12 protein-coding genes are annotated in these 15086 nt (G+C 46.0%); 9 read left to right on the plus strand and 3 right to left on the minus strand.

What is annotated here, in order from left to right; genetic code table 11:
• Positions 1-146 precede the first annotated feature (146 nt).
• The 8 genes from QUA77_RS22825 (at position 147) to QUA77_RS22860 (ending at position 11809) form a co-directional block, all read left to right on the plus strand.
• Entirely contained in the window at positions 147-1229 is a 1083-nt protein-coding gene (locus QUA77_RS22825) for an ABC transporter ATP-binding protein (protein WP_333452670.1), read from the plus strand.
• 333 nt (positions 1230-1562) lie between these two features.
• Entirely contained in the window at positions 1563-1910 is a 348-nt protein-coding gene (locus QUA77_RS22830; RefSeq protein ID WP_333035167.1) for a hypothetical protein, read from the plus strand.
• 373 nt (positions 1911-2283) lie between these two features.
• Entirely contained in the window at positions 2284-2721 is a 438-nt protein-coding gene (locus QUA77_RS22835) for a DUF3574 domain-containing protein (protein WP_333452672.1), read from the plus strand.
• A gap of 99 nt (positions 2722-2820) precedes the next feature.
• Positions 2821-3087: a hypothetical protein gene (locus QUA77_RS22840; RefSeq protein ID WP_333452674.1), complete on the plus strand. Its 267-nt coding sequence runs from the start codon at positions 2821-2823 to the stop codon at positions 3085-3087.
• Between the two features lie 329 nt (positions 3088-3416).
• Positions 3417-3926: a hypothetical protein gene (locus QUA77_RS22845; RefSeq protein WP_333452676.1), complete on the plus strand. Its 510-nt coding sequence runs from the start codon at positions 3417-3419 to the stop codon at positions 3924-3926.
• Between the two features lie 264 nt (positions 3927-4190).
• Positions 4191-6224, plus strand: coding sequence for an ABC transporter ATP-binding protein (locus tag QUA77_RS22850; RefSeq protein WP_333452678.1), 2034 nt, complete (start codon positions 4191-4193; stop codon positions 6222-6224).
• 643 nt (positions 6225-6867) lie between these two features.
• Entirely contained in the window at positions 6868-10305 is a 3438-nt protein-coding gene (locus QUA77_RS22855) for a PAS domain S-box protein (protein ID WP_333452680.1), read from the plus strand.
• A gap of 202 nt (positions 10306-10507) precedes the next feature.
• A complete protein-coding gene (locus tag QUA77_RS22860) occupies positions 10508-11809 on the plus strand; it encodes a cytochrome P450 (RefSeq protein WP_333452682.1) in 1302 nt (433 codons plus the stop codon).
• Between the two features lie 158 nt (positions 11810-11967).
• On the opposite strand, the gene QUA77_RS22865 is transcribed toward QUA77_RS22860, so the two are convergent.
• Together QUA77_RS22865 and QUA77_RS22870 are read right to left on the minus strand one after the other, a co-directional pair.
• Complete coding sequence (locus QUA77_RS22865; protein WP_333035155.1) at positions 11968-12573, minus strand: chorismate lyase; 606 nt, start codon at positions 12571-12573, stop codon at positions 11968-11970.
• Positions 12574-12628: 55 nt separating this feature from the next.
• Positions 12629-12805: a hypothetical protein gene (locus QUA77_RS22870; RefSeq protein WP_333452684.1), complete on the minus strand. Its 177-nt coding sequence runs from the start codon at positions 12803-12805 to the stop codon at positions 12629-12631.
• A 3-nt stretch (positions 12806-12808) separates the two neighbouring features.
• Here QUA77_RS22870 and QUA77_RS22875 point away from each other — a divergent pair, with 3 nt between their 5' ends.
• Positions 12809-14428 (plus strand): NAD(P)/FAD-dependent oxidoreductase, encoded by a 1620-nt coding sequence (locus QUA77_RS22875; RefSeq protein WP_333452686.1) that lies wholly within the window; start codon positions 12809-12811, stop codon positions 14426-14428.
• Positions 14429-14490: 62 nt separating this feature from the next.
• On the opposite strand, the gene QUA77_RS22880 is transcribed toward QUA77_RS22875, so the two are convergent.
• Complete coding sequence (locus QUA77_RS22880) at positions 14491-15042, minus strand: acireductone dioxygenase (protein WP_333452688.1); 552 nt, start codon at positions 15040-15042, stop codon at positions 14491-14493.
• Positions 15043-15086: the final 44 nt, after the last annotated feature.

The following is a 15086-nucleotide window of genomic DNA, read 5'->3' on the forward strand; positions in this document are numbered from 1 at the left end:
TAGAGTCGAACTCATGCACTGGCTAATTTCATAAATTCCTTTTTTTGTCAACTCCTAATACTGAACCGACGCCCTAGGCTGTGCCTGGGAACGAGTCAAACAACACAGTCAACAGTCCACAGTCAATAGTCAACAGTTTAAAAATCATGGCAAAATTGCAACTCAAAAACCTCAATAAAACCTACAGCCCTAAAGTTGTTCCCGTCAAAGACATTAGTTTGGATGTCAGCGAAGGAGAATTTCTGACCTTGCTGGGGCCGTCGGGGTGCGGCAAATCTACGACGCTGCGGTTAATTGCAGGGTTGGAACAGCCAACTAGAGGCGAGATTAGAATTGGCGATCGCAATGTCACTTATCTCAGACCGGGCGATCGCGATATTGCAATGGTTTTTCAAAGTTACGCGCTGTATCCGCACATGACAGTATACGAGAACATGGCATCGAGCCTCAAACTTCGCAAAATCTCCTCCGGTGAAATCAATCGGTTAGTGACAGAAGTTGCAACATCCCTCGGATTGACGGAATTAATCGATCGCAAACCAGGAAAACTATCAGGCGGACAGCGGCAGCGAGTCGCCCTCGGCCGCGCATTAGTGCGCCAACCGGAAGTATTTTTGCTCGACGAACCTTTGAGCAATCTCGACGCATTATTACGAGAAAAAGTTAGGGCCGAACTCAAACAATTATTTTCCTCCCAAAAAGCTCCTGTAGTTTACGTCACTCACGACCAAACCGAAGCAATGACGCTTTCTACAAAAGTCGCAGTTCTTAACAGCGGCAGCGTGCAGCAGCTAGATCCGCCACACTTAATTTATACCCGTCCTGCCAATCAATTTGTCGCTGGTTTTGTGGGCAGCCCGCAAATGAATTTGCTAGTGCTTAAATGCCAGGGCAATTTTGCGATGTTAGGTGATTTTGGAGTTCCACTCCCAAATATGCCGACTGTGCCGCCAGAAATTGTCTTGGGAATTCGCCCGGAACACGTCGGCTTTGCAGATGCAGAGGCCGGCAATATGCCGGGCTCAGAGGCAATTAAAGGTGAGGTTTATTTAGTGGAAAACTTGGGAATGCAAAATTTAGTTAGCGTCCGAGTTAAAGGTTTGGAGTCAGTAACGGTGCGGGCTTTGCTGCCAAATGACCGCCACTGGAATTCCGAAATTGTAGAGCTGGTTTTTCCGCCTCAGTTGCTGCACTGGTTTGACGTGAAAACGGGCGATCGCTTGCAATAAGAATTTGCCCTGCATACCATGCTTGATTAAAAATTGTCTAACCATGTGTATAAAAAAATATTTTTTGCTTCTAATTAAGTTATGACTTTAGTTAGAGGTAGAACTATTTGGTTGCTGTTAACGTGATATTCATGTGTGAAAAAACTAATTGACTGACACATAGGTTGCGTCTTTACCAGATTTTATCGCTAACCTATAACTCTATTTAGGTGGTTAAGCGCAAGTTAAAGCTAAGTTGGCTTTACCTCGCATTAGCTGCTGGTTTGGGAGCGAGTCAATTAGATGAAAAAATGTTGAAAATTATCACCAATCAACTTAGGGAGTATTACTGAGATGAATTTGATTTCCACAGCCATTGCTCGCATCAGTTCCCTGCTTAAGGGCTTTCAAATTAAGAGTTTTTTGAGTGTTGTCCTAGTGGGTTTTCTGCTGCTGACAACCACTGTTGATTCGGGACGCACTACCAAAGGTTTGGGCACGCAAGCCAGCTCAAAATCTGAACTCAACAATCCTGAAAGACCCCAAACAACGCGGGAATGGAGGCAAGAAGCTCGCGAAACCTCAGACTCTCCCGGCGAACGAGCTCAGAAGATTGGCCAAGAGGCAGGAGCAGCCGTGAAAGAAATGGGGGAGATGTATCAAGACACTGCTAAGAGAAGTATCCGCGAATTAAAGGATTAGTAGCTCCACCTAAAAAATATAACACTGAGAAACCTGATTGCTTTCGGGGCGCAGCCAAGAGTGCTCGCCCTTCCGGGTTTCTGAACACCTGAAAAGTTTGACGTTTAAATTAGGTTGAGCGACTTAATACGACAGACGCAATCAAGTAGGCGAGCATACATAAACTAGAACAGATGCTCAAAAACCCAGTTTCTCAGGTGAAACTGGGTTTTTGAGTTGGAAGTCTTTTATGTTAAATTAAATCAAATTCGCGTTAAAAACCCGTTGCTCAGACTCGGTGGTTAAAACTGAGATATTGCAGTATTCTCAATCAACCTTTCAAGGGCACGCTAGAAACAACTGCCCACAATATAGAATTTTCGCGTAATTCCTGATGAATAAACATCTTAACAGTCTTTGCTTGACGTGCCTGCTGTTCATCCTGCCTGTTTGTCCTGCGACAATTGCCCGCGCTCAACTTCCCGAAACTTCGGAGACTAATGCCAAGCAAACAAACCTCCTCAAAGATGAACTGTTTTTTGGCTTAACCAAACCGGGAGGCGAGACAATTTCTGAATCCGAATGGCAGGAGTTTGTCAAGGCAGTTATTACCCCTCGCTTTCGCGAAGGGCTAACCGTATTAGACGGTTCCGGGCAGTTTCTCAACAGTTCGGGAATTCTGATTAGAGAAAACTCTAAAATAGTTATTTTAATTTATGAAAGTAGTCCTGAAAAAAATCAAGCTATTCATGAAATTATCGAAACTTACAAGCGGACTTTCCAGCAAGAGTCTGTGCTGCGGGCAACCAGCGAAGTTAAGGTTTCTTTCTGATGTGGTCATCCAATCAGCATATTTATGATATTATTCGTGGTAATCAAGGTCATATCCTCAAAGATAAGTAGGGTGCGGGTGCAAGAAAAATCATAATTTGTGGGTATCGATCGCACACTGCAAAAAATCGCTAGAAAAACCTGCCCGGGAGAAAACAAAAACATGATGAACGACGGCAACCAAAAAGCTGAAGCGCCTGAAAGCGAGGATGCACAAAATTTGTCCGGCATGGCGAAAGCTTTTCTTGTGAGCGTGGCTTGGTCTTACGCAGAGGCATTGGAGCGCATGAAACGATCGCGAAATCCACAGGAACCCACGCCGGAATCTCCGACAGAACAAGTCGAACCCGATCCTGAAAAAAATTAATGAAAGACTATTAATGCGATCGATTTGCCAAACTATCTGGGGGTGCGATCGAACGCAATAGTCAATTAGCTGTTTTGAGTTAAGAACAATCTACTCAGAACAGCGAACTGTGCAGCTTAAGCCGGATTTGTATTGGATTTTACAACAAAAAAAACTGAAAGCCCCGTAACCCTTAAAAAAGCTCAGGACAAGCTTTAGTCAGGATATGAGAACTGCGTTACGAGTTTGAACCCAACCTATGTCTATCCGTAAAACAGATTTAAACTAAACAAAGTACGGTTTTACCGCTACAGTGTACAAAACAAATAACCAATTTTTAGATCGGTCTCATGTTTAATTCAAAAATGATTGGTAAAGCGATCGTAGGTAGCCTTTGCTTGGGCATCCTCATTAGCTTCAACGCCTCAGTCGGCCCAGCATCCGCAGCAGCACCAACAATTGCTGAAGCTACAGCCCCGGCCACCAGCAACATCGACACGCAACTTCTAGGCCAATGGCAAGGCACAGTCCCCTCCGGTCAGTCTTTCACCTTCGTCTTTGCCCCAGAAGGCAAATTGTTTCTCATGGCTAAAGGCCCGGACGGAGCCGCCCGCGCCAAAGAAATGAGGTACAAAGTTAATCTCGGTGAAAAACCGATGCACCTTGATGTCGGCCTCAGCAGCACAGAAACCGTTGAGACTGTTTTTGAGTTGACTCCCGAAGGTCAAATGCGCCTTCAGTTGCAAGGCACTAATCCCGGACAGGCCAGACCTAATTCCTTAAACGAGCAGGCAACCGTGTTTAAAAAGGTCTCCGAGGCCACTGCACTGCCTGCTGACACTCAAGTCATAGGTTTTTGAGGAAAATTGCAGGCAGAAGGCACTTATCGCAATTGTCAATTGAGTGAGGTACTGATTGGGATTTTCGATTTTCGATTGCGAAATTGGTAAGAAAGCCCGCGAGTACCTCACCTGATTGAGATCCGCTATAACTAGCTCTGAGTTTTCAGATTGCCACGCTTCGCGAGGAACGAAGCAATCTTAAAACTTTCCCCGTGCCTTCTGCCTTGAACAGGCCCTGCTACAATCCACTTAATCTCCCTTTAATTTTTGTCATAGACTTCCATGAGTGAAACCGTCCTAGAAGTTCGCAACCTGCGGGTTCAATTTCAATCTGCGGACGCAGGCGATGCGTCTGCAACCGTCAAAGCGGTTGACGGCATTTCCTTTGAGGTCAAGCGAGGGCAAACTCTGGGCATCGTGGGAGAGTCGGGGTCGGGAAAATCGGTAACATCCCTGGCTGTTATGGGTTTGCTGTCGAGTTCGTCAACGAAAATCGATGGCGAAATTTGGTTTTCTCCGACAAAAGACGGCGCTAGCAATGGGCCTGTGAATCTGCTGGAAATGCCGGACAGGGAAAAACAAACATACCGGGGCAGCCAGATTGCGACGATTTTTCAAGAGCCGATGAGTTCGCTAAATCCCGTTTATACGATCGGATTTCAACTCACAGAAGCCATTTGTTTGCACCAACAGGTGTCCCAGACAGAAGCGCGGCGCCAAGCTGCTTCTCTGCTGCAAGAAGTGAAGCTGCTACCGGGCGACGATGAGCTCAGGCAGCGGTGTTTGGCTTTGCGGCAAGAGCACTCCCCGACTGCTGCGGGAAATCAAGCAGTGATGGAGGACGATCGCGATTTGATGCAGCTTGTCAACGGCCAAAAACAAGCTATGCTCGATCGCTATCCCCACGAACTCTCAGGCGGTCAAATCCAGCGCGTGATGATTGCAATGGCCATTTCTTGCAATCCAACTTTATTAATTGCTGATGAACCTACCACGGCTTTGGACGTAACCGTGCAGGCAACAATCTTAGCTTTGCTGCGGGAGTTGCGGGACTCTAGAGGCATGGCAATGATTTTTATTACCCACGATTTGGGCGTCATTGCTGAAATTGGCGATACGGTGGCGGTGATGTACCGAGGCAAGATTGTTGAGTGCGGTGCGATCGAACAAATTTTCAGCAATCCCCAACATCCTTACACAAAAGGTCTGTTAGCTTGCCGCCCAACTCTCGATCGGCAACTGCGCCGCTTGCCGACAGTTTCCGATTTTATGGATGTCACCACAAATGCTAGTGGCGAATTAGTAATTGTAGAGAAAAATGCCGATTTAGACGGCGACAATAGCGGGGGCAATTCCGCTTTTGCAACAGGAAAACCGCCTCGGCTGCCGAATATTTCCGAGCCTTTGCTAGCTGTTGATAACTTGCGAGTCGGTTTTCCGGTGCAGGGAATGTTTGGCGAAACTAAACGCTTGTTTATGGCGGTAAACGATATTTCTTTTGAGGTTTACCCGGGCGAGACTTTGGGTTTGGTGGGCGAGTCTGGCTGCGGCAAATCAACTTTGGCGAGAGCTTTGCTGCAATTAATTCCGATCGCCAGCGGTAAAGTGTTTTTTGAAGGTCAAGAAATTACGCCTCCTGCGAAAAGTAGTTCGGCATCGCAGTGGATGGCTAATTATCGGATGAAAAAAGAGTACGATCGCAAATTGCGGTGGCTGCGGCGCGATCTGCAAATTATTTTTCAAGACCCTTTTAGTTCTCTCGATCCGCGTCTAAATGTTGGGGATGCGGTGATGGAACCTATGGTAATTCACCGCTTTGGTAAGAACCACAAAGAACAGCGCGAGCGCGCGGCTTATTTGTTGGATAGAGTGGGTTTAAATCCAGATTTTATGCGCCGCTACCCTCACGAGTTTTCGGGCGGACAGCGGCAGCGAATTTGTATTGCTAGAGCTTTGGCTTTGAATCCTAAGTTTATTATTTGCGATGAGTCGGTTTCGGCATTAGATGTGTCGGTGCAGGCGCAAGTTTTAAATTTGCTGAAGGAGTTGCAAACAGAGTTTGGACTGACTTATATTTTTATTTCTCACGATTTGAGCGTAGTCAAGTTTATGAGCGATCGCGCGATCGTCATGAACAAAGGTAAAATCGAGGAAATTGGCACTGCTGAGCGCATTTACAGGCAGCCGCAGCAAGCTTACACGCGGCAGCTTATAGCTGCTATTCCTGCGGGAAATTTGGAGCGAATTCGGCAACAGCAACTAGGTCGCCAAGCTGCGTGGATCCCGTCGCCTGCAAATGAATCAGAACAAAATTGATATTTAGTGTTTTAAACTCGTATCAATTACCAATTGCCTGTGACCAATTACCAATTACTAATTAGCCATTACGGGCGAACATCTCCTGCAAGGAAAAACTGCTATGAAGGTTTTTTTCTTTTTATCTTCACAAATCAGCAGTTTATATTTATTTTAACTTCATAATTTATGCTCAACTTCAACCTGTTTGAACTTGACTAATATTCCGGGCTGTTTAACCCACAGCCAGGACTCTCCACGCAGTATTTTCGTACATCCAACGCGGTCATTCCTGGACGCAAAAAGTGGTATAACACGCTACTATAACGCGGTAAGGATCTTCATGTGCAGCGTACATAATTAGGTTCTGCGTCCAGGACTACCTAAATTAGGCTAAATGTCCAATGACTAACAACAATAAGTAGCGTAGTATTATAGATAAACTCTCTCTATGAGCCGGAAAAAGTAGAAAATGCCCACCCCACCTAAAAAGAGATTGCTCCCTAATTCCGTAAATACACTTAATTCTCTGGTGGGGTTGCGTAGATTTACGCAAATCTTAAAAGGCTAGATTTCGCAAGCTAGGAAAGTTTTACAATATTTAAACATCTTTATTCTTGTAATTTTGGCTCATCAAAAGTAAAACGGGATCAAGAGTAAAAAAATGAAATCTTCTGTTCGTATCGAAGAATCTAAAAGCACTAAATTCTCGAACTTAATGCAAGTGTTGTGGACAAAAATTACGGCAGTAGTCACCAGAATAAAAAAGGCAGAATCTAGAAAGAACTATGAAAAAAAAATCAGCGTAGCGACCATCGCCCCTGGCAGTGTATTCTCAATTTTGATAATTGTACTGCTTGTCTTAAACGGGTGGCTGGTAGCTGGCAGTCGTGATAATTTCTACGATAGCCCACTCGCCCTGGGATTTTTGGCAATAGCAAATATTGTGTTTTTGGCGGTATCGGGGCGCTCAAACACCTCTTGGGCCCTAGCGGGAAACGATCGCCCATCCAGCGAATCCAACGGGGGCGATCGCTTTTTTAGCCTCTCGCTAGATCTCCTGTGCGTCCTTAGTTTTGACGGTTATATAACACTCATCAACCCAGCAGCCGAAAAAATCCTCGGCTATTCCCCAGGAGAAATGATTGGCCAACTCTTCATTGAATTCGTGCATCCAGACGATCGCGAAATTACTTTAAAAGAAGCTGAAAGTATTGCTGCGGGGAATAATACCGTGGGGTTTGAAAACCGCTGGCGCTGTCGCAACGGTTCTTACAAGTGGATAGCCTGGACTGCTACCCGTTTCTGCGAGGAAGAATTGATCTATGGTGTCGGCCGCGACATTTCCGCTCAAGAACAAGCAGAAGCAGCGCTGCAAGAGAGTCAGCGTTTTGTTGAGCGAATTGCCAATACCAGTCCGAATCTTCTCTTTGTTTACGATGAAAGCGAGCAGCGAAATGTCTACAGCAATCGCGAAATCACTGACACCCTCGGCTATACCAGCGCCGAAGTTGAAAACATGGGCAGCAATCTACTGCCCACCATCATCCACCCTGACGACTTAGCTAAATTTCCCGGATATTTTCAGCAATTAGAAAATGCTCCCGACGGCGAAGTTATTGAGTACGAATATCGGGTACGCGACAAACAGAATTGTTGGCACTGGTTAGTCAGCCGGAATATTGTATTTAGCAGAACCGAGGAGGGAAAAATTAAGCAGCGTCTCGGTGCTGCTACGGACATTACAGAGCGCAAAATAGCAGAACAAGCTTTAGCAGAACAATTGAAACTTTCTTTATTCACAGCAGATGTGGGAATTGTTCTAACTCAAAACCAGGGTTTGCGTACAACTTTGCAATATTGCGCCGATGCAGTTGTCCGCCATTTGGATGTTGCCTTTGCTCGGATTTGGACATTGAATGAAGACGGAAATGTATTGCAACTGCAAGCAAGCGCGGGGATATATACTCATATTGACGGCGCTCACAGCCGCATTGCTGTCGGCGAGTTCAAGATTGGTTTAATCGCCCTGGAGCGACAACCTCACATCACTAATTGTGTGCAAGAAGATCCCCGAGTCAGCGACAAAGAATGGGCCTCACGAGAAGGAATGGTGGCTTTTGCTGGATATCCGCTAATTGTTGACAATCAGTTGCTGGGAGTAATCGCGATGTTTGCTCGCCAAGAGTTGAACGAATCAACCCTGATTGCTTTGGCGTCAAGTGCCGATACGATCGCCCTGGGAATTAAGCGCAAACAAACAGAAGAAGCTCTCGCCACACAAAAGCAAACTTTGAGGGCAATTATTGACAACGCCCCCATTTGGGTGTGGCTGACTGACACTAAAGGCAAGATGCTGTTGGTTAACAAAACTTTTTGCGAATCTGTGAACGTTCCTGAAGAAAGATTTTTGGCAGCATCTCACTGTTGTGAAATTTTGGGAGCGGAAGCATTTGCTAACTGCATGGCGTCTGACGTGCAAGTCTCGAGTCAAGATAGTCCTTTTTATGCTGATGAAATTATCAAGTTTGCTGACGGTAAAAATCACCATTTAGAGGTAATTAAAGCTAAGGTAAAAGAGGCCAACGGCAGCGCGATAGGCTTAATCGGCTTGGGTTTGGACGTTACACAACAAAAAGAAGCTCAACTAAAATTGCAAGCTTCGGAAGCGCGATTCCGGAAGTTAGCGGAGCAAGAAGCACTTCTGAACCAGCTAGCTAGCAATATCCGCGAATCTCTAGATTTAGATACTATTTTGGCAACAACTGTGCAGCAGATTCGCGACTTGCTGCAAGTCGATCACTGTGTGTTTATCTGGTATTTGCCCGACGCTTCGCCACCTGCTTGGGATGTCGTCCACGAAGCTAAGAATGATGACTTGTTCTCGCTTTTGGGTTATTTTCCTGCTGACATAACGGGTATGCTGCCACAAAAAATAGCTAATTTAGAAGTTTATCAAATAGATGATGTTACAACTGTCAGCGATCCCGTAGAACAAAAGTTCTTTTTGGAGGTTGGTTGCAAGTCTGTTTTGGATTTGCCGATTAAAAGTGCCGGAGGTTTAACTGGTGTTGTTAGCTGCATTTCTTGCAGCGAGGTGCGTAAGTGGACAAAAGAGGAAGTGGAGTTAATGGAGGCAATTGGCGATCAATTGGCGATCGCCATCAGTCAATCTGAACTTTACACTCAAAGCCTCGATTCAGCCCGGATAGCGCAAGAACAAGCTGCTAAACTCGAAGTAACTCTGTGCGAGCTCCAGCAAGCTCAAACTCAACTCGTGCAGGCCGAAAAAATGTCGAGTCTCGGTCAGATGGTTGCGGGGATTGCCCATGAAATCAATAACCCGGTCAGCTTTATCTTCGGCAATCTTACCTACACAGAAGAATACACCAGAAACCTGATGAAACTGCTGCAAATGTATCGAGATGAATACCCGCAACCTTCTCCAGCAATTCAGGAGGAAATAGAGGTGTTAGAGCTGGATTTTGTGCTAGACGACTTGCCGAAAATGCTGTCTTCTATGCAGGTGGGAGCCACTCGCATCCGGGATATCGTGCGGAGTTTGCGAAATTTCTCTCGCCTCGATGAATCTGACATGAAAAAGGTTAACATTCACGAAGGCATCGACAGCACATTGATGATTTTAGAACACCGTTTGAAAGTTCAGCCCGTTAACGTAGTGGCTACGGATTACCATCGCCCAGCAATTCAAATCGTTAAAGAATACGGAAAATTGCCACGGGTGGAGTGCTACGCCGGACTATTGAATCAGGTGTTTATGAATATTATTGCTAACGCTATTGACGTGTTACAAGAACCGCTAGAACATCCGGGAATTATCCGCATTCGTACAGAGGTAGAAGGTACTCTCGCTGTGATTAGAATTGCTGATAACGGTCCAGGTATCACCGATCAAGTCAAGCAACGGATATTTGACCCGTTCTATACTACCAAACGGATCGGTTCAGGAACGGGGATGGGTTTAGCGATTTCCCATTCAATTATTGTAGAAAAACATAAAGGTGAAATTAAGTGTTTATCGGTGGTGGGGAAAGGCACTGAATTTATAATCGAGATTCCGATTAAAAGACCAGAAAATTAAATTGGTTTGTCGGTGAAAATACTAATTTGCATCAGTTGGAAAAACCTGATTTTTTTTGTACAAACCTTAAGACTGACACACCCTACAGGATACAAACAGAGAAAAGTTATTTTACCAGAAATTTGTCTGGTGCGTATTGCCCACCCTCCAACTAAAATTGATATGATATTAAAAATCTAAAATCTAAAATCTAAAATCTAAAATGGCATTACCTCCCGGTAGTTTCGGTTTACCCCTAATTGGCGATACCCTCAACTTTTTGCAAGATTCCCAATTTGCCAAAAAACGCCACCAGCAGTACGGGCCCATTTTCAAAACCAGCATTTTCGGACAGCCTACCGTGTTTGTGCGTGGCCAAGAGGCTAGTTTGTTTGTTTTAAGCAATGAAAACCAATATTTTGTTGTGAGTTTTCCTCCGAGTACCAAAGCGCTTTTAGGGTCGCTTTCCTTGTCACTGCAAACGGGTGCTAACCACCAAAATCGGCGCAAGTTGCTGTACCAAGCGTTTCAGCCTAGAGCTTTAGCCGGCTACATCGGTGCGATGGAAGATATCACTCAGCGCTATTTGGAAAAATGGGTCAAAATGGAAACCATGACTTGGTATCCTGAACTGAGAAATTATACTTTTGATGTTGCGGGTAAGTTGTTAGTAGGGATGGAAAAAGGTTCGGAAACGGCGCTAGGACATTATTTTGAAACTTGGTCTAAGGGTTTATTTTCGATTCCTTTAGATGTGCCGTGGAGTCAGTTTGGTAAAGCTAAAAAGTGCCGAAAGCTGCTGTTGGCAGAAGTTGAAAAGATTATTCGCGATCGCAAACAAGGAACCCATAGTGGCAATGATGCTTTGAGTTTGCTGATTTCGGCTCGCGATGAGGAGGGAAATAGTTTGAGTTTGGATGAGTTAAAAGATCAAGTGCTGTTGTTGCTGTTTGCGGGACACGAAACTTTAACTTCGGCGATCGCCTCTTTTTGCCTTCTGCTAGCCCAACATCCCGATGTGATGGCAAAAGTGCGGGCCGAACAGCAGCAGTTCCCCGCAACTGAACCGCTAACCTTGGAACAGCTCAAACAAATGACTTATTTAGAACAGGTGCTGCGAGAAGTGCTGCGTCTAGTTCCACCGGCTGGAGGTGTTTTTCGGACAGTAATTAATGCTTGTGAGTTCGGCGGCTATGAAATTCCCAAGGGTTGGACCGTGGTTTCTGGGATTACTCAAACCCATCAGGATAGTCAACTTTATCCTGAACCAGCTCGATTCGACCCAGATCGATTTAGCTCTGAGCGATCGCCTAAACCTTTCAGCTACGTGCCCTTTGGCGGCGGTTTGCGAGAATGTTTGGGCAAAGAATTTGCCCGATTAGAGATGAAGTTGTTTGCAGCAAAGATGGTTCGGGAGTACGAGTGGGATCTGTTACCGGATCAAGATTTGAATTTGATCACAATACCGATGCCTCATCCTCGCGACGGTTTGCGAGTAAAATTTCGTCGAACAACAATGAAATAAGTAAAAGCTTCACTTCTACACCCGCCTGATTTTCCTCTTCTTCTTGAGAACAGGCTTTTCGGCCTGTTCCACAAGAGATGAATTTTATTGTGGGGAGTATGGGTTGGGCTTCTAGCCCGCCCTGAAAGCCTGATTGATAATGGTGCAAGATCTCAGCCTTAATCAACATCCAATTGCATCGGCCCCAAATACTTAGTTAAATAAGGAGAAAAAACCTCATAAATCAGAGTCAATGGCTTCCCGTGATGCCAAAACAAATAGTGTCGCCCCCAAAAAGGGCCCGACTCTTCAAACGCTGATTCCAAAGCAGCCGAATCACCACAATAAATGCCCTGCACATCGCGATACAATTCTGTCCGCAGCCTCGCTAAACTAGCCCAAATTGGCAACGATTTATTTTGCAAATATTCATCTACGTGGCTCGCTTCCCACCAAGATGTCGCATAGGCCAGGCGCTGTCCCGAAGCAGTCCGCAGCCACACTTGGCGGCGCAGGCGCGGCCCCGGAACCGCGACAATTTGCTGGGGCGCGCCGTCTGCGTCTTCACCCACTAAAGACATATCGATCACATCTACTTCTGTGGGTTCCCCTGTCAGCAGTTGCAGGTGACGGGTGGGGGAACCGTCGCCTAGGAGCAGTATTTGCCATGCCGGTGCGAGCTTGGTGTGGGGCAAACCCTTCTGTACTGCGTCTTCGGCTCCTTGCCACAGAGGGTTGAGAGCGTGCCAGGTGCGGCTGTTTTTGGGTGTGAATGTTGCAGTCAAGGGTCTTTACAAAACTTAATTTTTTGTTTATTATAACGCTTCTTCAATTATCCGCTCAAAAATCAAAAATTGCTCGACCGAGGACGATCGCCCATAGGATGTCCAGTGAAATAGTTATAATACTTTTGTTCGGGATTTTTATTCTTCCTTCTTCCTTCTTCTTCCTGACATCCGTTACATCCGTTACATCCGTTACATCCGTTATATAATCCGTTGCCGAACTTCCTTCCACTATATGTTACGAATAACCGAAATAAAACTCCCCCTAGATCATCCTCAAGATGCGATCGCCAGTGCTATAGTCAAAAAGCTGCAAATTCCCCCCGAAGAATTGCTCAGCTATTCCATCTTCAAGCGCAGCTATGATGCTCGTAAAAAAGCAGAAATCCTCCTTGTCTATATTGTGGATGTAGAAACGACACAGGAAAAGCAACTTTTGGCGCGCTTCAAAAAAGATCCTCATGTGATGGTAACACCAGACACGAGTTATCGCTATGTAGCGCAAGCCCCCAACAATTTGACGATTCGCCCCATTGTGATTGGTACAGGGCCGTGCGGTATGTTTGCAGGTCTGATGCTGGCACAAATGGGATTTCGCCCCATTCTTTTAGAACGCGGAAAAGCAGTGCGCGATCGCACGGTTGATACCTTTGGATTTTGGAAGAAGAAAGCAGAATTTAACCCAGAATCTAACGCCCAGTTTGGCGAAGGTGGTGCGGGTACTTTTTCCGATGGCAAGCTCTACAGCCAAGTTAAAGATCCTCAACATTATGGGCGGAAGGTGTTGACGGAACTTGTGAATGCAGGAGCCTCACCGGAAATTTTATATATTAATAAACCGCATATTGGCACGTTCAAACTGGTGGGAATTGTCCAAAGTCTACGCGCCCAAATTGAATCATTAGGCGGAGAAATTCGGTTTCAAACTCGTGTAGAAGATATCCACATCGAAAATGGAAAAGTGCAGGGACTTACCCTCGCTAGCGGAGAATATATTGCTAGTAATTATATAGTTCTGGCGGTGGGACACAGCGCCCGCGATACTTTTGAAATGTTGTTTTCGCGCGGGGTTTACATTGAGGCAAAACCTTTTTCCATTGGTTTTCGGGTGGAACATCCCCAAAGTATTATCGATCGCTGTCGTTTTGGCGATCGGGCCGGCCATAAGCTTTTGGGTGCCGCCGATTACAAACTGGTTCACCATTGCCAAAACAATCGTTCTGTGTATAGTTTCTGTATGTGTCCCGGTGGTTTGGTAGTGGCGGCTGCGTCAGAACCGGGGCGACTTGTTACTAATGGGATGAGTCAATATTCTCGCAATGAACGGAATGCTAACAGCGGGATTGTGGTGGGTATCACGCCGGAGGATTATCCCGGTCATCCCTTAGCCGGAATAGAGTTTCAGCGTCGCTTAGAAGAACGGGCATTTGAGTTAGGAGGTGGCACTTATAACGCCCCTGGACAGCTTGTGGGTGATTTTTTGGCAAATCGCCCTTCCACGGCGCTAGGCGCTGTGCAGCCGTCTTATACGCCGGGAGTTGTGATGACTGATTTGAGCGAAAGTTTGCCAGATTATGCGATCGCAGCTATCCGCGAAGCCCTTCCGGCTTTTGACAAACAGATTAAAGGATTTGCGATGGAGGATGCGGTTTTGACTGGGGTGGAAACGCGCACTTCTTCACCTATTCGGATTAAACGCAAAGATGATTATCAGAGTTTGAATACAGAAGGTCTTTATCCTGCTGGGGAAGGTGCAGGATATGCGGGTGGAATCCTGTCGGCGGGGATTGATGGGATTAAGGTGGCGGAGGCGGTTGCTTTGAGCATATTGCAATCTTCAAACCACAAAATTTGAGGCTGGATTTGAGGATTTTTAGATGATTTGAAGATTGCCGTCAACCGTCAACTGTCAACTGTTCAAACAGCAGCTAAACGCGATCGAATTTCGGTATCGGTATACTCAGGCGTCCAGCCTTCTTTAGTGGTAAAATAGCGCACCGCTTTAATTTTCCGGGCTGCTGTCAAATAAAACCAGTGTTCTGTATTCGCCGGCACGTTGATAAATTCTTCCGGCTGCACTGTGAGTTCGACTTGGCTGCCGTCGGGCCGCACGAAGCCGAAAATGCCCTCGCCTGCTACGATATAGCGGACTTCATCATCGGCGTGGATGTGGCACTTGTTGAATTTGGACAGCATGGTGTCGAGGTTGGGAATGTCTGGGTGCAGTACAATTAAGTCGCGATCCTGATAGCCTGCACTTTCCGACAACTGTTGAAAGTAGCCGTCGAGGGCTTGCAACACTTGCTCTTTTTGATTGTCGTCAAGAGCATCTTTAGCTAACAAATTTTGAATTTCAGCGCTGTCACCCACGGGCCAGCGGTTGAGTTGAATGTTTAAGGAAGCGAGTTCTCGGGTAATGTCGCTTTGTTGAGTGTAGGTTGTACCGTTTTCGAGTCGCAGGATAGCCATTTTTGCACGTTCCAATTTTTGGGTGAGGCGATACACAGGCACTG

It is taken from the genome of Microcoleus sp. K5-D4, assembly GCF_036704575.1.
In the GTDB taxonomy this organism is placed as follows: domain Bacteria; phylum Cyanobacteriota; class Cyanobacteriia; order Cyanobacteriales; family Microcoleaceae; genus Microcoleus.

What these genes read in the sequence shown, in the direction of transcription:
- QUA77_RS22825 (WP_333452670.1), top strand. Translation starts at nt 147, where the DNA reads ATGGCAAAATTGCAACTCAAAAACCTCAATAAAACCTACAGCCCTAAA.
- QUA77_RS22830 (WP_333035167.1), top strand. Translation starts at nt 1,563, where the DNA reads ATGAATTTGATTTCCACAGCCATTGCTCGCATCAGTTCCCTGCTTAAG.
- QUA77_RS22835 (WP_333452672.1), top strand. Translation starts at nt 2,284, where the DNA reads ATGAATAAACATCTTAACAGTCTTTGCTTGACGTGCCTGCTGTTCATC.
- QUA77_RS22845 (WP_333452676.1), top strand. Translation starts at nt 3,417, where the DNA reads ATGTTTAATTCAAAAATGATTGGTAAAGCGATCGTAGGTAGCCTTTGC.
- QUA77_RS22850 (WP_333452678.1), top strand. Translation starts at nt 4,191, where the DNA reads ATGAGTGAAACCGTCCTAGAAGTTCGCAACCTGCGGGTTCAATTTCAA.
- QUA77_RS22855 (WP_333452680.1), top strand. Translation starts at nt 6,868, where the DNA reads ATGAAATCTTCTGTTCGTATCGAAGAATCTAAAAGCACTAAATTCTCG.
- QUA77_RS22860 (WP_333452682.1), top strand. Translation starts at nt 10,508, where the DNA reads ATGGCATTACCTCCCGGTAGTTTCGGTTTACCCCTAATTGGCGATACC.
- QUA77_RS22875 (WP_333452686.1), top strand. Translation starts at nt 12,809, where the DNA reads ATGTTACGAATAACCGAAATAAAACTCCCCCTAGATCATCCTCAAGAT.
- QUA77_RS22880 (WP_333452688.1), bottom strand. Translation starts at nt 15,042, where the DNA reads ATGGCTATCCTGCGACTCGAAAACGGTACAACCTACACTCAACAAAGC.